The organism is Evansella vedderi, assembly GCF_030813435.1.
Taxonomy (GTDB): Bacteria; Bacillota; Bacilli; order Bacillales; family Salisediminibacteriaceae; genus Evansella; species Evansella vedderi.
On sequence record NZ_JAUSUG010000016.1, the window covers coordinates 94,349 to 111,916 of the forward strand.

At 39.2% G+C, this 17,568-nt stretch carries 15 protein-coding genes and 1 riboswitch; of the genes, 13 read left to right on the forward strand and 2 right to left on the reverse strand.

Going from position 1 to position 17,568, the window contains the following annotated elements; all coding sequences use genetic code 11:
- Positions 1–288 precede the first annotated feature (288 nt).
- Positions 289–1,464 carry an amidohydrolase gene (locus tag J2S74_RS18580; protein WP_307328557.1) on the forward strand — a complete coding sequence of 392 codons (1,176 nt, stop codon included), beginning with the start codon at positions 289–291 and terminating at the stop codon, positions 1,462–1,464.
- A gap of 32 nt (positions 1,465–1,496) precedes the next feature.
- A complete protein-coding gene (locus J2S74_RS18585) occupies positions 1,497–3,023 on the forward strand; it encodes an AbgT family transporter (RefSeq protein ID WP_307328444.1) in 1,527 nt (508 codons plus the stop codon).
- Between the two features lie 231 nt (positions 3,024–3,254).
- On the opposite strand, the gene J2S74_RS18590 is transcribed toward J2S74_RS18585, so the two are convergent.
- Entirely contained in the window at positions 3,255–4,172 is a 918-nt protein-coding gene (locus tag J2S74_RS18590) for an SDR family oxidoreductase (protein ID WP_307328448.1), read from the reverse strand.
- Positions 4,173–4,310: 138 nt separating this feature from the next.
- Between J2S74_RS18590 and J2S74_RS18595 the strand changes: the two genes are divergently transcribed.
- Positions 4,311–4,637, forward strand: coding sequence for a winged helix-turn-helix transcriptional regulator (locus J2S74_RS18595; RefSeq protein WP_307328450.1), 327 nt, complete (start codon positions 4,311–4,313; stop codon positions 4,635–4,637).
- A 179-nt stretch (positions 4,638–4,816) separates the two neighbouring features.
- Here the strand turns inward: J2S74_RS18595 and J2S74_RS18600 are convergent, their stop codons facing one another.
- Positions 4,817–6,922 carry a helix-turn-helix domain-containing protein gene (locus J2S74_RS18600; RefSeq protein WP_307328452.1) on the reverse strand — a complete coding sequence of 702 codons (2,106 nt, stop codon included), beginning with the start codon at positions 6,920–6,922 and terminating at the stop codon, positions 4,817–4,819.
- A 305-nt stretch (positions 6,923–7,227) separates the two neighbouring features.
- Here J2S74_RS18600 and J2S74_RS18605 point away from each other — a divergent pair, with 305 nt between their 5' ends.
- From J2S74_RS18605 to gcvPB, 10 genes are all read left to right on the forward strand, one after another.
- Positions 7,228–7,938 carry a DUF5058 family protein gene (locus tag J2S74_RS18605; protein ID WP_307328454.1) on the forward strand — a complete coding sequence of 237 codons (711 nt, stop codon included), beginning with the start codon at positions 7,228–7,230 and terminating at the stop codon, positions 7,936–7,938.
- Between the two features lie 19 nt (positions 7,939–7,957).
- On the forward strand, positions 7,958–8,665 hold the full coding sequence (locus tag J2S74_RS18610; RefSeq protein ID WP_307328455.1) for a small-conductance mechanosensitive channel: 708 nt from the start codon (positions 7,958–7,960) through the stop codon (positions 8,663–8,665).
- 24 nt (positions 8,666–8,689) lie between these two features.
- Entirely contained in the window at positions 8,690–9,910 is a 1,221-nt protein-coding gene (locus J2S74_RS18615) for a M20 family metallopeptidase (RefSeq protein ID WP_307328457.1), read from the forward strand.
- Between the two features lie 201 nt (positions 9,911–10,111).
- A riboswitch (glycine riboswitch) is annotated at positions 10,112–10,211 on the forward strand.
- Positions 10,212–10,370: 159 nt separating this feature from the next.
- The gene (gene glyA, locus J2S74_RS18620; protein ID WP_307328459.1) at positions 10,371–11,621 is read left to right on the forward strand and encodes a serine hydroxymethyltransferase; all 1,251 of its coding nucleotides are present in this window, start codon (positions 10,371–10,373) and stop codon (positions 11,619–11,621) included.
- A gap of 17 nt (positions 11,622–11,638) precedes the next feature.
- Complete coding sequence (locus J2S74_RS18625) at positions 11,639–12,160, forward strand: serine dehydratase beta chain (RefSeq protein ID WP_307328461.1); 522 nt, start codon at positions 11,639–11,641, stop codon at positions 12,158–12,160.
- Positions 12,160–13,041, forward strand: a complete 882-nt coding sequence (sdaAA, locus tag J2S74_RS18630; RefSeq protein ID WP_307328464.1) for an L-serine ammonia-lyase, iron-sulfur-dependent, subunit alpha — start codon at positions 12,160–12,162, stop codon at positions 13,039–13,041. Before J2S74_RS18625 ends, sdaAA begins: the two co-directional genes overlap by 1 nt.
- Positions 13,042–13,063: 22 nt before the next feature.
- A complete protein-coding gene (gene gcvT / locus J2S74_RS18635; protein ID WP_307328561.1) occupies positions 13,064–14,170 on the forward strand; it encodes a glycine cleavage system aminomethyltransferase GcvT in 1,107 nt (368 codons plus the stop codon).
- A gap of 133 nt (positions 14,171–14,303) precedes the next feature.
- Complete coding sequence (gene gcvH / locus J2S74_RS18640; RefSeq protein WP_307328467.1) at positions 14,304–14,699, forward strand: glycine cleavage system protein GcvH; 396 nt, start codon at positions 14,304–14,306, stop codon at positions 14,697–14,699.
- A 1-nt stretch (position 14,700) separates the two neighbouring features.
- A complete protein-coding gene (gene gcvPA, locus J2S74_RS18645; RefSeq protein ID WP_307328470.1) occupies positions 14,701–16,059 on the forward strand; it encodes an aminomethyl-transferring glycine dehydrogenase subunit GcvPA in 1,359 nt (452 codons plus the stop codon).
- Positions 16,046–17,530: an aminomethyl-transferring glycine dehydrogenase subunit GcvPB gene (gcvPB, locus tag J2S74_RS18650; protein WP_307328473.1), complete on the forward strand. Its 1,485-nt coding sequence runs from the start codon at positions 16,046–16,048 to the stop codon at positions 17,528–17,530. Before gcvPA ends, gcvPB begins: the two co-directional genes overlap by 14 nt.
- Positions 17,531–17,568 lie beyond the last annotated feature (38 nt).

The following is a 17,568-nucleotide window of genomic DNA, read 5'->3' on the forward strand; positions in this document are numbered from 1 at the left end:
ATAAGTATATAACGAAATTTTCGTAATATATTCGCTAATTAGAATTTTTCCCTATTTATACCAACTATAAGAGGATTATGGTAATAGCGTAGCACGAAGTATGTTATTAAAAAATAGTAAGAGAATAGGATTTAAGTATTTTCTGGTGAAATAATTGTTTTTTAATTCTTTATTGTTGTGTTTTTTCGAAAAATAAAAAAGAAGACAGCAATAGTTTATCAACTTAAAGATAGTATTTAACGAAAATTTCGTTAAGTGTTCTTTAAATTAGGAGGTATTACTTTGGAAATGGAATTAATTTTACAACAAATTGACGAGGTTTATGAAAATGTTTTGGAATGGCGCCGTTATTTGCATCAGCATCCTGAGTTATCTTTTCAAGAGTACGAAACGTCTCAATATGTATATGATGTACTTAAAGAGTTGGGAGGATTTGAACTAAATCGGCCGACCAAAACAAGTGTTGTCGCCTGCCTAAAAGGAAAAAAATCGGGTAAAGTGATTGCATTACGTGCAGATATGGACGCCCTGCCGGTCCAAGAGAAGACGGAACTTCCGTTTTCTTCAACAAATGAAGGAATCATGCATGCCTGTGCACATGATGGCCATACCGCCATGCTCCTTGGGGCAGCAAAAGTGTTGAAAAACAATCAACATTTATTACATGGAGAAATTGTTTTTATTTTTCAACATGCAGAGGAATTACCACCTGGAGGTGCACAAGAAATGGTTGCGGCAGGTGTACTTGACGGAGTTGATCAAGTTGTAGGGATTCATTTAATGTCAACGATACCTTATGGAACCATAGGTATTCGTCAAGGGGCGATTACCTCTGCTAGCGATATTTTTGAAATTAAGATTCAAGGTAAAGGTGGACATGCTTCTACTCCTGAACTAACGGTTGACCCTGTAGCAATCGGGGCACAAATGGTTACAGCATTAAATCATATTGTTTCACGAACGGTTGCCCCGTTGAATTCTGCGGTTGTTTCTGTAACGAAGTTCCAAGGTGGCGGTCCGGCTCTCAACGTTATTCCAGATTCTGTTTCCATTGGCGGCTCTGTAAGAGTGATTAATGGAGAAACAAGGGCGTTAATAAAACAACGAATCAGTGAAATAGCAGACGGCTATGCTAAGGCAAATGGAGCAGAGGCAAAAGTCGAATATACGTATGGCTATAATCCTGTTCAAAATGACCCGAAAATGACTGAATGTTTAAGTGCAATGATCCGAGAACATTTCCAAGATAAAACACTAGAGATAATTGATCCGATGCTAGGTGGTGAGGATTTCTCAGCTTTCAGTGATGAGAGGCCAGGTTGTTATGTAATGATCGGAGCAGGTAATGAACAGAAAGGTATTGTTTATCCCCATCACCATCCTAAGTTTGATATCGATGAAGATGCTCTAAAAGAAGGGCTGAAGTTTCATGTTTTAACAGCTTTAACACTCACTACGAGGTAAATATTCGATAATTTGATGAGGAGGGGGTTCCATTGCCCAGAAATAAAAAACATGAGAAAAGGACTTTTTTTGATCGATTGTTAGATTCCATCGAATATGGTGGAAATAAATTACCTGATCCAATTGTATTATTTTTCATTCTTTGTGGACTGACTTTAGTTGCATCGTTTGTTACGAGTTTATTCCATGTATCTGCGACCCATCCAGTCACTGGCGAAACAGTTGTGGCTAATAATTTACTTAATGGGGAAGGGTTAATTGATATTTTAACAAACATGGTTACTAATTTCAGTACATTCCCAGCGCTTGGACTTGTTCTTATCGTCATGATTGGTGTCGGACTTGCGGAACAAAGTGGATTTTTTAATGCGATTATGAAGCGTGCTGTCATTTCCACTCCTAAAAGGTTACTTATTCCATCCATTATTTTAATTGCAATTATAGGAAATGTAGCTGGAGATGCTGGACCAGTTGTCCTACCGCCTCTTGCTGCCACGATTCTTATGGCGTTTGGCTATCATCCGTTAGTCGGATTAGTAGCTGCCTATGCTTCTACATTAGGAGCTTTTGCTGCTAACTTCTTTCTTGGAATGTCAGATACATTAGTTGCAGGATTTACAGGACCAGCTGGACAAACAGTTGACCCTAGTTATGTGGCAAATCCTGCGATGAACTATTACTTTATTGCAGTTTCAGCCATTATTCTATTATTTGTAGCTGTTTGGGTCACTCATAAGTTTACGATTCCACGTTTTGGTACCTATACAGGAGAAATTCATGAAATGGAAAAGGTTACTCAAGAAGAAAAACGGGGACTAAGATGGGCAGGAATTTCTACGGCAATTTTTGTTATTGCAATCCTTTGTTTAATTCTTCCTGAAAACGGGATTTTGCGAAATCCTGAGACAGGATCGATCATCGAGAACTCTCCATTTATAAGTGGGATCGTCCCATTACTGACAATCTTTTTCTTCATCCCTGGTCTTTTTTATGGAATTGGTGCAAAATCCATTAAAAATTCACGAGATTTTGGAGAAATGCTTGGAAAGTCAATGGCAACGATGGGGCCATATATCGTGTTAGTGTTCGCCGCTTCACAGTTACTCGCTTTCTTTGCTTCTAGTAATTTAGGTCCGATTATTGCAATTAAAGGGGCAGACTTCTTAAATAGTACTGGATTGACGGGTGTTCCTTTAATAGTAATGTTTATTATTTTTGTAGCATTTATTAATTTAATCATTGGTAGTGCTTCAGCAAAATGGGCTATTCTTGCACCCATTTTCGTTCCTATGTTTATGTTTTTAGATTATCATCCTGCATTTACACAAGCAATGTATCGAGTAGGAGATGCGATTACAAATCCCATTACACCAATGGTACCTTATCTCGTATTACTATTGTCATTTGCTAGGAGATTTGATAAAAACATTGGCTTGGGTACATTAATTGCTGCGTTATTCCCGTATACACTATTTTTCGGGTTATTTTGGATCATTATAGTTGTCATTTGGTACTTGCTTGGTATTCCAGTAGGTCCAGAGGGTCCAGTACATTTATAAGGTTTTATAGTGGGGAAGGTAAAAAACTAGACAAATCTTTAAAGGAACATAAACTTGTTAAAGCACTCATATAACATGAAACATTATTCGGGGGCTTTTTCGGAGGTAGTGCATGTAGTTTGTCACTTTACTTGGAGCCTTTGCGGGCATGACTCTCTTGGCAGGAAGTGGCAAACTAATAAGCACCGTAGACCGGACTATGTCGAGGTTTACGGTGCTTTTAGTTATGGATCAGCTATTTCCGTCCTCCTCAGCGACGGGGGCGAAAAATCCTTGCTGCACACCTTGTTTTATCCACTCTACTAGCGGAGTGCCAGGTGCAGCAGTGCGCAACTCGTCAATGACTTGGTTTGGCTTAGGCAGTAAATTAGTATTTAATCCAATCCATTTGTACATTTCGGCCAAGCCTTCTGCCGTTTCCTTGCCCATTACTGGAGCTAACGCTTCTTCAAACGCTTCTACTGGGAGAGAGTAAAACTGTATCTCTCGATTCAATACAGCACTGAATTGCTCAGCCAGTTGATTTCCTGTTAGGGCCTCAGATCCTACGATAGGTAATGTCTGCCCTGCCAGCTCTGGATGGTTAAGGGCATATACTGCATAAGCAGCCGCATCTTCTATGCTGATCCAGGCGATTGCATGATTGGCTGGAACAGGATAAGCCAGTGTTTCGTTGCCAACAACACCAGGAATAAGGAAATTCTCCATATAAAGTGTAGGTTTAAGGATGATAGACGGAATGCCGCTTTCCTTAACATAGAAAATCAATTCTCTCGCACTCTCTAAGGCAGCGACATCTGTAACATCATCGGGATAAAAAATGTTGGTAGTAATAACTAGAAGTTTAACATTTGCTTTTTGGGCGACATCGACGGTATTGCGGATTTGTTGACGAATGCGCTCCACATTATAATCCACTGGCAATTGCAGGAACACTTTGCTGACTCCCTCATGAGCTGAAGTTAGACTGTCTACATTTGACAGATCGCCAACAAAGGCATTAATGCCTTGCTCTTGAAGCTGAGAAACTTTGTCAGAACTTCGTACAATCGTATGAACGGTATATCCTTCTTTCAGAAGTTTTCGGGCGACTGCACCTCCTCGCACGCCACCAGCTCCATAAACCAATACTTTATCCTTAATTTCCATTGTTCTTCATCCTTTCGTTTACTAATAGTAATTTTACTATTTTAGCTATATAATAAACGCATAAATTCAAATATGTAAGTACGCACATTAGAGATATATACTATCCTTTAGGATACCTTAAAGAAGGAGGGAAACAGAGTGGATAAACAACACTCACAATGTCCGGTTGAATTTACGGTCAATATGGTTGGAGGTAAGTATAAGCTGGTCATTTTGTATCAGCTTGCGATTCATGGGGTTAGGCGGTTCAATGAATTAAGAAGGGAATTATCCAATATTACGCCGCGTACACTCACTCGCCAGTTACGTGAGCTCGAAAGCGATGGGCTGATTAATCGGCAAGTGTATTCTGAAATTCCACCCAAGGTTGAGTATTCACTATCAGAGACCGGGAAGAGTCTTTATTCTTTACTTCTCCAATTTGAGAAGTGGGGTTTGAACTATATGGCAAATAACCCAAAATAATGATGGGGGGTAATAAGTACCAGTAGGCGTCCTGAAGGCTAATGGGATAATTTCGTTTATTACGTAAGGGTTGAAATCTCAACAAACTTTGAGTTGCGTTAAAAAAGGATAGGTAAAGCAGTTGTGATTACTGCTATACTATCCTTCCTCTCCTGTGATCCGAACACGTTGCCTCTACATTATGATTGGTTATAAGTTGCTTCTAAGTGACACGCTAGTTGTATTTTTAATACATCCTCATTATTTTGAAAGTCAATTTGAAGCAAATCTTCCATTTTTTTTAGTCGTTGGTAAAGCGTATTAATGTGAATATGCAGGTCTTTCGCTGTTTTCGTAGCAGATCGATTGTATTCGATGTAAGTAAGAAGCGTTTTTTCTAAATCTTTGTTTCTATCGTTATCAGACCTTAAAGGAGATAAGACATCATGTACAAATTGTTCTATTTCTTGTGAGGATTGATTTAAAAATAAACGATTTAAACCAATATCTTCGTAACAAATAATATCATTTCTATTGCGATCAGCTAAATAAGAAAGAGTCTTATTTGCTTCCTCGTAACATTTCTTGACATTATATAGTCCCTTATAAGTACTACTGATCCCACCGCGGAAGAGAGTGTTATTATTCTTTTTATACTCCTTTCTAATGGAATGAATTTTAGTTTGGATTTGATTGAGGTCATCAAGTTCTATACTTGATAAAAGTAATATGACTTTATTATGGAATCCATAAATTAACTTGTCTGAAATCATTAGTTCACTTTTTATTTTGGAAACTAGTTGATGTATTTCTACCTCAAGTAGTTGTAAGTCAGAGTATACCGGTATCTCTAAAATAGCGATAAAACAATAGGATGAAATAGTTATCCCAATTTCATTTGCTTGTTGGATTAAATGTTCTTCATCTTTATAGTTTAGTAAACTTTGAAATTGTTCGTGACTTTTTTTATAAAAGATTTCAGCAATTGTTTGTTTTTTGACTAATTCTAGAGCTAAAACAGAACTACCTTGCTCCAGGGTCATTTGGTCGGACATAGATAGTGGCTCTGATAAATTAACAATGAAGCAACCTAGAAAAGCGATACCGTTATATATTGGATAAAGTAAATAACGATTGCTATCACAGTTACTCACCGTAACATGTAAGGAATTACGTTTTTCCATAAAAATTATATTTATTTCAAAAATACTGAAGGGGGAGTGAGTTTTTTTATTAGAATAGAATTTATTTTCTAGTGCATTAAAAAAAGATAGTGACGGTTTAATCATATGATTTAATTCGTAAATAATTTTTTCAACTCCTTGATTTTGCAAGGATATATTCATTAATGCTTGGTGTACCTCGTACCTTTTTTGAAGTTGTATATTTTTTTCTTGAAGTTCTTTACTTAACTCTGTAACTTCTACTAATCTTTTATTAGCTTCTGTATAATATTTTGCATTTTGAATAGCAATGGCAGTTTGTTCAGCAAACCCTTGCAACAATTGTAAGTCATGATCCACGAATATTTTCTTTTGGTTCCATTGATGAATAAGCATGACACCAATTCTTTTGTCTGCGATTGAGACTGGGACACACATTGCAGCTTCAGGAGATTTCCCGGCAGTAATATAGTCAAAGTTTTCAGTGGAGATATTGTTTTTGGCCATTTCCTCATAAACTTCTTTTTGTGAATTGAATATTCTACCTTCCCCGTCCTCGAATACTTTACCAGTAATGGATTCCCCAACTTTAAATTTCACGTTATAGATGGTGTTATTGAATCCAATAGGCGCTTTAGGTGTTAATCGTTTACTTACTTCATCATAAAGAAATAATAAACCTGCATCAGCTGCGGGAAATACTTTAAGAGCATTAATTATTATCTTTTCCAATACTTCATCAAGGTCAAGACTGGATGTTATGGAGTGAATACTATTGATGAGATTATATAGTTGATTATCTTTCCTATCGATAGTTTTGTTTGAGAGAAAAAGGTAAAAAAAGTAATATAAATGCTGTCTCTCTTCTTCAGATAAAGGTATTGATTGTAAATAAACACACACACTTACTTGATTTCCCTCAGGATAAAAATAATATAGAATCACTCTGTTCCTTTCTTTTACTATCTTTAATGAGTTTTCTTCCTTATTTGAGTAGAGAATGGAAGGGGGCAGGGGCAGGTTTTTCCCGTTATTATAAATTAAGTACTGATAATTATTGATATCATTATATCCCCACACTTGAAATGGACTATCCTTCAATTTTTCTTTTAAAAATAAAATACTGTACTCCATTTCATTCATTTATAATCCTCCTTCTTCTGTTGTGTAATAACATACATTGAAATGTGTATTATTGTGTATGTTATTACATTGTAATAGTGTCACCTCAAGTGTATAGTAAAAAGTGTAGAAAATAAAGTCAGAATATTAAGATTTGGTATAGAAAGAAAGACGAATGACTACTCTATCTCAAACGCTAACCACTATTACTAGATTAAAATAGAAAGTTCCTACTTTTTAATCTATTTATAGCAGTTCAATATCCAAGTTACTATGATTCTGCGAATTTTGAAAACGTTATCAAATCAAAAAAGGTGGTGCTAATGATGGAAGAGGCAATGAGGCTGGCTAGTGGTATTTTAGTCTGGATGATTGCATTAATGGTCTTGGCAGTGGTCATTTTTCAGGCGATTAAGTTCATTTTGTTAGCAAAGGATGCAGGCAAGGAAATTGGCATGGCAAAACATGAGATAAACAGCGCATTAAAAACGGGAGCTATTACAGCAATCGGTCCTTCATTTGCGATTATTATTGTGGCCTTATCTTTGATCCCTTTCCTCGGGGAGGCTCTGACGCTAATGCGTATTGGTATTATTGGGTCGGCTCCAATTGAATCAGTAGGTGCTAGTCTGGGGGCGAACGCTTATGGCACTGAATTAGGCAGCGCGGGATTTAACACTCAAGCATTTACGGCGGTTGTCTGGACGCTATGTTTAGGAGGGGCAGGCTGGTTACTGTTTGTGGCGCTGGCTACGAAGTCAATGAACAAGCTGGAAAAGAAAGTGATCAATAAAAATGAGAAAAACAAAAAGATTATGATGGTTGTGGCAACGGCTGCAATGGTTGCTGCTTTCGGGAACTTAGCAAGTGCTGAAATGGTTAAAGGAATGGAATACATCGTTGCTGTTCTCGTAGCTAGCGTTAGTATGTTCATTTTAACAGCATTAGCAGACAAGCTGCAGAGGAATTGGATACGGGAATGGTCACTAGGGCTTTCGATTCTTGTCAGTTTAGTTGTAGGTTACTTTATTATCTGACGATAAGGGGGTATAGATTATGGCTATGAGAGAAGAAGAAGTTGGAAGAGCTGTCAGCAGTACGAGTAATTCCGGAATGGAACAATTTCATGCAAGAGCTCATTACTGGGGGCGGTTGACAGTTTGGGCTGCGCTTATCTTAACATTGTCATTACCAATCGTTCTTTCATTTTTTCTCGGACATCATCCTGGCTGGAATGTGATTTTGAGCGCATTTCTCGCCTATGCAGGAATTGTTGCTGTTGTCTGGGTGCTTGAGCCCCTCATGTATTACACCATTTTAGGTGTTTCAGGAACTTATATTGGTTTTTTGACAGGCAATGTAGGGAATATGTGCTTGCCAGCTGCAGCGTCTGCCCAAAATGCGATTGGCGTAGAACCAGGAACGAAAAAAGGAGAAATAACAGCGACACTTGCAATAGGTGCAGCATCATTAGTAAACAAAGTATTTCTTATTCCAATGATTCTTGTAGGAGCCTTACTAGTTTCAAGAATACCAGAGCATATCCAACAAGTGTTTCCATTTATTTTACCAGCCATTTTTGGTGGGGTATTGGCTCAGTTTGCAATGAAAAAACCAATTTATGGTGTTATTGGGCTTGTGATTGGATTTGTAATTAATTTAACAGCACTAGTTGTTTATATGAAAATGTTACTATGCATTATTTTAACCATCACTATTTGCCTCTTTTTAGAAAAGATAAATGAAGCAAAAGCTTCTGTATAATAATCAAGGGTGGGGACTTTTTCTATGAGAGAACAATTAATGACAATGTTGGAAGAACGAAAAGAAGAAATGATTGAGATTAGACGTTATTTACATCAATACCCGGAACTCTCGTTTAAAGAGACAAACACCGCTAAATTTATTGCTGCATTTTATGAAGGAAAAGGTGTAGAAATAGAACGTAATGTTGGGAACGGTTATGGCATTGTTGTCACAATCAAAGGTGAGAAACCGGGTAAAACGATTGCCTTAAGAGCAGACTTCGATGCTTTGGCGATTAAAGAAGAGACAGATGTACCGTTTAAATCGAAAAATGAAGGTGTCATGCATGCATGTGGGCATGATGGTCATACAGCTTACTTGATGGTACTTGCCGACTGTCTCATACAATTGAAATCATCATTACCAGGAACAATTAAAATTATTCATCAGCATGCGGAAGAAATTTCCCCAGGTGGTGCAAAAAGTATTTTGGATTCAGGTATCCTTGATGATGTAGATCATATCTTTGGTGCTCATTTAATGCCAAATGAACCTGCTGGAACCATTGGATGCAACAGTGGTTATACGATGGCAGGAAGGAGTAGTTTTAAACTAGGTATTCAAGGAGCTGGTGGACACGGTTCCTCTCCACATTTGGCAAATGACCCGATTGTTGCTGGTGCACATTTTATAACAGCTATCCAGACGATTATAAGTCGCAGGTTAAATCCATTTGATACTGGTGTGATTACGGTGGGATCTTTTGACGGAAAAGGTGCCAGAAATGTCATTAAAGACCGGGTTGAACTTGAGGGAGACGCCCGTTATATGTCCGATGAAACAAGGGAAACCATTGAATCAGAAATGCATCGAATTGTAAAAGGAGTTGAAGCAGAATTTGGGGTGGAGTGCGATTTTTTATACGAAAGTGATTACCCACCATTATATAATCACCCGGAGATTACTGAGTTTGTAAAAACAAGTCTTGAAAAGACGGATGATCCAGATATCAAACAAGTGATTGAGTTCCCTAAGTTTTCAGGATCAGAGGATTTTGCTTACTACCTAGAAAAAATTCCTGGAACATTCTTTTTCATTGGTTGTAAACCAAGTGGAGTGGAAAAAGTCTACTTTAATCACCATCCGAAGTTTGACATGGATGAAGAGTCCCTTTTAGTTGCAGCGAAGTCAGTTGGAGAAGTTGTTTGTTGTTATTTTGAGCAGAATTGTTCTCAAATAGGAGAAACAGTGGAGATGTCATAGTTGTAGTTTAGTGGTTTTTGGTATCTATATTTTTTTAAAAAAATAATTGACAAACGGAAAAATAGACACTATTCTGAAAATATGGAAAATTAAATATGGAGCGGATGATTGTTATAGGAGAGTGTAATCGTTTGTACCACCGAAGGAGCAAGTTCCAAAAAGACCCTTGGAGCAAATCTCTCAGGTAGAGGAACTATAGCAGGACGCATCTCTGGAGAGCGCGTTAACAACAACGCCACCAAAGGGGTAGGCTTCGGTATAATGAAGTTAAACTCTCAGGTAAAAGGACAGAGAAGGGTAGAAAATTTACTATCTTTTTCTGTCCTTATTTGTTTGCAAAAAAGGACAAGAGAAAGGTAGAGAAAGGAGCTACCTTTTCCTGTCCTTTTTTTCGTGGCTAAAAAGGATAGGGGAGAAGCTGCTTGGTCAAAAACATTTTTTCAAACCAGGAGGGGTATTTATGAGAATCAGAGAGATGGATGAAGTCATTTTTGAAGCGATTGAAAACGAAAAGAAGCGACAACTTAACACATTAGAGTTAATCGCATCAGAGAACTTTGTTAGCCCAGAGGTATTAGAAGTAATGGGGAATGTCATGACAAATAAATATGCGGAAGGCTATCCTGGAAAGCGGTATTATGGGGGATGTGAATTCGTAGATGTAGCGGAACAGGCAGCCATTGATCGTTTAACTAGTCTATATAATGCCAAATACGCAAACGTACAGCCGCACTCAGGTGCACAAGCAAATACAGCTGTATATTTTGCTCTACTGCAACCAGGCGATAAAGTGATGGGAATGAATTTATCACACGGAGGACATCTAACACACGGGAGTCCTGTGAGCATGTCGGGAAAATGGTTTGATGTTGTATCTTATGGGGTGAGAGAGGATACCCATTTAATTGACTATGATGAGCTTGAAGCACTAGCAAAAAAAGAAAAGCCTAAATTAATTATCGCAGGTACTAGTGCATACCCAAGAACGATTGATTTTGCAAGGTTTAGACAAATTGCTGATCAAGTCGGTGCAAAGCTAATGGTGGATATGGCACATATTGCTGGGCTTGTTGCAGCAGGATTACATCCATCACCAGTACCTCACGCAGATGTAGTTACAAGTACTACGCATAAAACATTACGGGGGCCTCGTGGCGGTATTATCTTAACGAATGACGAAGAGATTTTTAAGAAAATGAATAAAGCTGTCTTTCCGGGCATTCAAGGGGGACCACTGATGCATATTATTGCCGCTAAAGCTGTTGCCTTCAAAGAAGCGTTACAGCCAAGCTTTAAAGAATATGCGAAACAAGTCATTGAAAATGCCAGTTCGCTTAGTGAAGCTCTAAAGAAAGAAGGAGCAGCCCTTGTTTCTGGGGGCACAGATAATCATATTGTACTACTTGATGTGCGCCCATGGGACTTAACAGGAAAAGAAGCGGAGAAATTGCTTGAAGAGGCTGGTATTACAGTTAATAAAAATACGATTCCTTTTGACCCTCAAAGCCCATTTGTTACAAGTGGGATCCGTATGGGAACTGCTGCGTTAACCACACGTGGAATGAAAAAGGAGGAAATGGAGCAAATCGCAAAGGTAATTGGGGATGTACTAAAGAGTAAAGGCGATTCCATAGTTTTAACAAAAGCAAAGGAAACAACAAAATCCATTTGTGGTGCTTATCCGTTATTTCAAAAGCCAATTCATGTGTAAGAAAGGAGTAATCTCTCATGGAATTTGAAAGTTGCTTTGACATTATTGGTCCAATTATGGTTGGTCCTTCAAGTTCTCATACAGCAGGTGTCGTATCAATCGGTAAGTTTGTTCACGAGCTTTTGGATGGATGTCCTGAAGAAGCAGATATTATTTTCTATGATTCCTTTGCAGAAACCTATCAAGGTCATGGAACAGATAAAGCCCTTCTAGGTGGATTGCTTGGAATGAATACGGATGATTCTCGGATTAAACATGCAATTGAAATGACCCATCATTATGGATTGACATATGGAATTCAGCTTGAAGGCAGTTGTCCCTATTATGATCATCCGAATACAACGTTCATCACTGCAAGGAGTAAGGATAGTATAGTAAAAGTTGGCGGCGTATCGTTAGGCGGTGGATTATCAAAAATCTTTATGATAAATGGTGAGTTGGTTGATATTCGATTGAGCACTAATGATGATATTTCCACACTTGCAACACACTTCAGTGAATGCGTGAAGAAGGATACCGTTTTAAAGGGTGTTGTATGATGGAAATCCGGTCCATGCGCGAACTAATTGAAATTACTAAACTTGAAAAGAAATCGATTGGTCAAATCATGCTGATGAAGGAAGAGAAAAAGTCCGGAAAAGATCAAGAAACGATTATCAGAATGATGGAAGAACGGTTAATCAAAATGAAAGAAGCTATTGATAGTGGAAAGAATGATCCCTCCCCTGCACCGAGTGGAATTTCGGGGGGAGATGCAGTGAAAATGAGTCAATATGTCAGACGGGGTAAATCACTATCCGGCACTTATATTAGTGATGCGATGACCTTCTCACTTGCAACATCTGAAAGCAATGCACGGATGGGGGTGATCGTGGCAACCCCAACTGCTGGAGCAGCTGGTATTTTACCAGGAGTGTTGTTTTCTCTTCACGAAAATGATGGCACCCCCTATGAGGAGTTAGTTATGGGGTTGTTTACGGCAAGTGCACTAGGTTATGTCATTGCCAATCGCTCCTTTATTTCGGGTGCTGCCGGCGGCTGTCAAGCAGAAGTCGGTTCTGCAACGGCGATGGCTGCTGGAACGATCGTTGAATTGAAAGGCGGTACTCCAGAACAAGCGGTAAATGCCACTGCCATTGCTATGAAATCGCTTCTTGGTTTAGTTTGTGATCCAGTTGCGGGACTTGTTGAAGTACCTTGCATTAAGCGGAATGTCATTGGAACTTCCATTGCATTTTCAGCAGCGGACTTAGCACTAGCTGGTATTGAAAGCCGCATTCCCTGTGATGAAGTGATTAATGCAATGTATGAGGTAGGAAAAGATATGCCTCGGGTCCTCAAGGAAACTTCGCTGGGAGGCTTAGCAATGACAGAAACAGGTAAAAAGGTGAAAGAACGTCTCTTTAGTAAGAAATCTTAATCCAGGGGGGATTATATTGAGTATAAAAACAACGTTACAACGAACACCCCTTTTTGCTACCTATGAAAAATATGGTGCAAAAGTGATAGATTTTGGAGGCTGGGAGCTTCCTGTACAGTTTTCAAGTATTTTAGAAGAACACGAGGCTGTTCGAAAGGAAGCGGGTCTTTTTGACGTCTCTCATATGGGGGAAGTACTCGTTGAAGGAAAAGATGCAGAAAGATATCTTAACTACCTTTTAACAAATGATGTAACTAAGCTTAAGGTCAATCAAGCGCAGTACACGGTAATGTGTTATCCAGACGGTGGTACAGTCGATGACTTAATAGTTTACAAGTTAGAGAATGAAAAATTTTTACTTGTGATTAATGCCTCGAATATTGTTAAAGATTACGATTGGATGACCCAGCATGTACGAGGCGAGGTGAAGCTTCAGAATATATCAAAAGACGTTGCGCAAATTGCTATTCAGGGCCCTAAGGCAGAGGCCATTTTACAAAAGGTAGCCGATACAGATCTAGAAGACATTGGCTTTTTTCACTTTGCTCCAAATGTCAATGTTGATGGCATTACAGAAATTCTCGTCTCCCGAACAGGTTATACAGGAGAGGATGGCTTTGAACTTTATTTGGCAGCGGACAAAGGAGAAGCCCTTTGGAATAAGCTATTAGATGCTGGAAAGGTAGATGGCTTAAGACCGTGTGGACTTGGGGCACGTGATACCCTTCGTTTCGAAGCACGTCTTGCACTATATGGTCAAGAGCTCACAAGCAATATTAGTCCCCTTGAAGCAGGAATCGGCTTTGTGGTGAAAACGAATAAAGAAAGGGACTTTATTGGGAAAGAAGCTCTAACAAAACAAAAAGAAGAAGGATTAAAAAGGAAGTTAGTTGGTATTGAAGTGACTGGCAGAGGCATTCCCCGCCACGGATATAAAGTGCTTTCTCCTAGTGGAGAAGAAGTTGGCTATATAACTTCCGGAACACAGTCACCTTCTTTAAAGAAAAGCTTAGGGCTTGCTTTACTATCAGTAGAATATGCGGAAGTGGGAACGGAGCTTAAGGTTGAGGTTCGTAAGAAAAAGGTTGATGCAGTTGTTATAAAAACACCATTTTATAAAAGAGGTTAAAGGTCATAAAAAATTACTATTGTTGCTTTCTGGTGAAGTTTTAACCTTTAACCAAGTTTTCATATGTGTTTAGTTATTTTTTATGAAACTAATAAAATAGTAAAAAAGAATAGATTTGAAAGGAAGAAAAAAGATGACAGCGACAACAGCAAACTTACGATATAGCAAGGAACATGAGTGGGTATTACAGCTAGAAGGGAATCGCGTACGAATTGGTATTACTGACTATGCACAAAAGTCGTTAGGGGATATCGTCTTTGTTGAAAATCCAGAAGTTGGTGATGAAGTAACAGCAAATGAATCGATGGGAACCATCGAGTCAGTAAAAGCCGTATCTGAGCTCTTTTCTCCTGTGTCAGGTGCAGTTATTAGTATTAATGAAGAGTTAGAAGATGCTCCTGAGACAATTAACGAACAACCATATGATAAAGGATGGTTAGTAGAAGTTGAATTATCAAATCCAGAAGAGTTAGAAGGGCTATTAAATGAAGAAGAGTATGAAGCATTTATAAATGAGGGAGAGGAATAAAATGACGGCCACTTTTAGGTACCTTCCTGACACGGAAAAAGATCAAAAGGAAATGCTCTCTTTATTAAACGTTCATTCTATCGATGATTTATTTGAAGACATTCCCGTTGATATTCGTTTAGAAGGGGAGTTAAACATCCCTAAGGCTGATCCTGAACCGATTCTTCTGAAAAAAATGTCTCAGCTTGCGGGGAAAAATAAACATGCAAACCATTACCCGATCTTTCTTGGTGCTGGTACGTATGACCACTACATTCCTAGTGTAGTCAATCATATGATTTCACGTTCTGAATTTTACACAGCTTACACACCATATCAACCGGAGATAAGCCAAGGTGAGTTACAAGCAATCTTTGAATTTCAAACGATGGTTTGTGAACTAACAGGAATGGATGTTGCCAATTCTTCCATGTATGACGGATTTACATCCCTTGCGGAGGCAGCATCACTTGCCGTTGCATCAACGAGACGTTCAAAAGTATTAGTATCGAAAGGGGTTCATCCTGAATCACGCTCCATATTAAATACAGTTGCACGTGGACAAGGTTATTCCGTTGAAGAAGTAAATCTTGCTGCCGAAACGACTGACTTAGAAAGACTCCAAGAACAAATGGAAAAGGATACGGCGGCGGTTATTGTTCAATACCCCAACTTCTTTGGTTCCATTGAAGACATAAAAGAAATTAAAAAAATTGCTGCTGAAAAAGGTGCGCTTTTAGTCGTTAGTGCGAATCCACTGGCATTAGCGCTCCTGCAAGCACCTGGTAAGCTAGGAGCGGATATCGTCATTGGTGATATGCAGCCACTGGGAATACCAATGGCATTTGGTGGTCCCCATTGCGGTTATTTTGCCGTTAACAAAAAATTTATGCGCAAAGTGCCGGGCCGTATTGTAGGGCAGACTTCAGATGAGCAAGGGAAACGTGGGTTTGTGTTAACACTGCAAGCCCGCGAGCAGCATATTCGGCGGGACAAAGCATCATCAAATATTTGTTCCAATCAGGCATTAAATGCCCTTGCTTCTGCGGTATGTATGTCAGCACTCGGTAAGCAAGGAATTCGTCATATGGCACAGTTGAATTTAGAAAAAGCGAATTACATGGCTAAACTTCTAGAAGAGAAAGGATTTTCCGTTGTAAATAAATCAGCCTTCTTTAATGAGTTCATTGTTGAACTTCCGATTTCTGTTAAGGAAGCAAATGCTGCTCTTTTTGATGCAGGGATTATAGGCGGCTATGATTTAGGCACGGATTACGGTTCTTACAATCACATGCTCGTTGCTGTGACAGATCAAAGAACGAAAGAAGAAATTGATCAATTTGCAGAAGTACTGGAGGCGGTTGTTAATGGTAGAGTCTAATGAGCTAATCTTTGAAGTCAGTCAACCAGGCCGCGTCGGTTCAAGCCTGCCAGTAAGTGATGTTGACAAAGTCGATATACATGAGAAATTTCCTGAACATTTAATTCGTGATACACCAGCGGAGCTTCCGGAAGTATCAGAGCTTCAGCTAGTGCGCCATTATACAGCGTTGTCGAATAAAAACCATGGTATTGATAACGGTTTCTATCCCCTTGGTTCTTGTACAATGAAATACAATCCGAAGATCAACGAAGATGTGGCACGCTTTGAGGGGTTTAGCCGCATTCACCCATATCAGCCAGGTGAGACTGTACAGGGAGCACTGCAGCTTTTATACGAATTGCAGGAAGAGCTAGCTGAAATCACAGGCATGGATGCTGTAACATTACAGCCATCCGCGGGAGCTCAAGGAGAATGGACCGGTCTGATGATGGTAAGAGCTTATCATGAGCAAAAAGGAGAGACAAGAACAAAAGTCCTTGTTCCAGATTCAGCTCATGGGACAAATCCTGCTACTGCAACGGTTGCAGGTTATAAAGCAGTAACCATTCCGTCGAATAAGGATGGCTTGGTTGACTTGGAAGAGCTAAAGAAACATGTTGATAGTGATACGGCAGCCTTGATGCTGACAAACCCTAATACACTTGGATTATTTGAAAAAGAAATCGTTGAAATTGCTAACGTTGTTCATGAAGCCGGCGGTTTACTTTACTATGACGGCGCCAATGCAAATGCCATTTTAGGTAAAACCACACCAGGGAAAATGGGATTTGACATCGTCCACTTAAACCTGCACAAAACATTTACAACGCCTCATGGCGGCGGTGGTCCTGGAGCAGGTCCAGTAGGGGTAAAAGAGAAGCTGATTCCGTATTTACCAATTCCGCGCATTGAGAAAGCTAACGGCACATACGTATTGAACTCGAACTATCCACTTTCCATTGGCCGAGTCAAAGGGTATTACGGAAACTTTGGTATTCTTGTTCGTGCCTATACGTATATTCGTACGATGGGTCCTGATGGATTACGTCAAGTATCTGAAAGTGCGGTACTGCATGCGAATTACCTTCGTAAAAAACTGGAGCCGTATTTCGAAGCACCGTATTCGCAAATTTGTAAACATGAATTTGTTTTATCCGGTTCAAGACAGAAGAAGTTAGGTGTCAGAACACTTGATATGGCAAAACGTCTTCTGGATTTCGGCTATCATCCACCGACCATCTATTTCCCTCTAAATGTAGAGGAATGTATGATGATTGAACCAACAGAAACAGAGTCAAAAGAAACGATGGACGCATTTGCGGATGTGATGGCTCAAATTTCTAAAGAGGTGGAAGAAAATCCAGATATGGTTTTAAGTGCACCACACACAACGGTAATTGGTCGTCTGGATGAAGTGCAAGCAGCACGACAACCAGTATTACGCTATAAAAAAGAAGAATCAGCGGAAAAAGAGCTAGTAAAAGCCTGAACTACTATTTAGGTTGACTAATGAACCACCAGGAATGA

What these genes read in the sequence shown, in the direction of transcription:
- J2S74_RS18580 (WP_307328557.1), top strand. Translation starts at nt 289, where the DNA reads ATGGAATTAATTTTACAACAAATTGACGAGGTTTATGAAAATGTTTTG.
- J2S74_RS18590 (WP_307328448.1), bottom strand. Translation starts at nt 4,172, where the DNA reads ATGGAAATTAAGGATAAAGTATTGGTTTATGGAGCTGGTGGCGTGCGA.
- J2S74_RS18600 (WP_307328452.1), bottom strand. Translation starts at nt 6,922, where the DNA reads ATGAATGAAATGGAGTACAGTATTTTATTTTTAAAAGAAAAATTGAAG.
- J2S74_RS18605 (WP_307328454.1), top strand. Translation starts at nt 7,228, where the DNA reads ATGGAAGAGGCAATGAGGCTGGCTAGTGGTATTTTAGTCTGGATGATT.
- J2S74_RS18610 (WP_307328455.1), top strand. Translation starts at nt 7,958, where the DNA reads ATGGCTATGAGAGAAGAAGAAGTTGGAAGAGCTGTCAGCAGTACGAGT.
- J2S74_RS18615 (WP_307328457.1), top strand. Translation starts at nt 8,690, where the DNA reads ATGAGAGAACAATTAATGACAATGTTGGAAGAACGAAAAGAAGAAATG.
- glyA (WP_307328459.1), top strand. Translation starts at nt 10,371, where the DNA reads ATGAGAATCAGAGAGATGGATGAAGTCATTTTTGAAGCGATTGAAAAC.
- J2S74_RS18625 (WP_307328461.1), top strand. Translation starts at nt 11,639, where the DNA reads ATGGAATTTGAAAGTTGCTTTGACATTATTGGTCCAATTATGGTTGGT.
- sdaAA (WP_307328464.1), top strand. Translation starts at nt 12,160, where the DNA reads ATGGAAATCCGGTCCATGCGCGAACTAATTGAAATTACTAAACTTGAA.
- gcvH (WP_307328467.1), top strand. Translation starts at nt 14,304, where the DNA reads ATGACAGCGACAACAGCAAACTTACGATATAGCAAGGAACATGAGTGG.
- gcvPA (WP_307328470.1), top strand. Translation starts at nt 14,701, where the DNA reads ATGACGGCCACTTTTAGGTACCTTCCTGACACGGAAAAAGATCAAAAG.
- gcvPB (WP_307328473.1), top strand. Translation starts at nt 16,046, where the DNA reads ATGGTAGAGTCTAATGAGCTAATCTTTGAAGTCAGTCAACCAGGCCGC.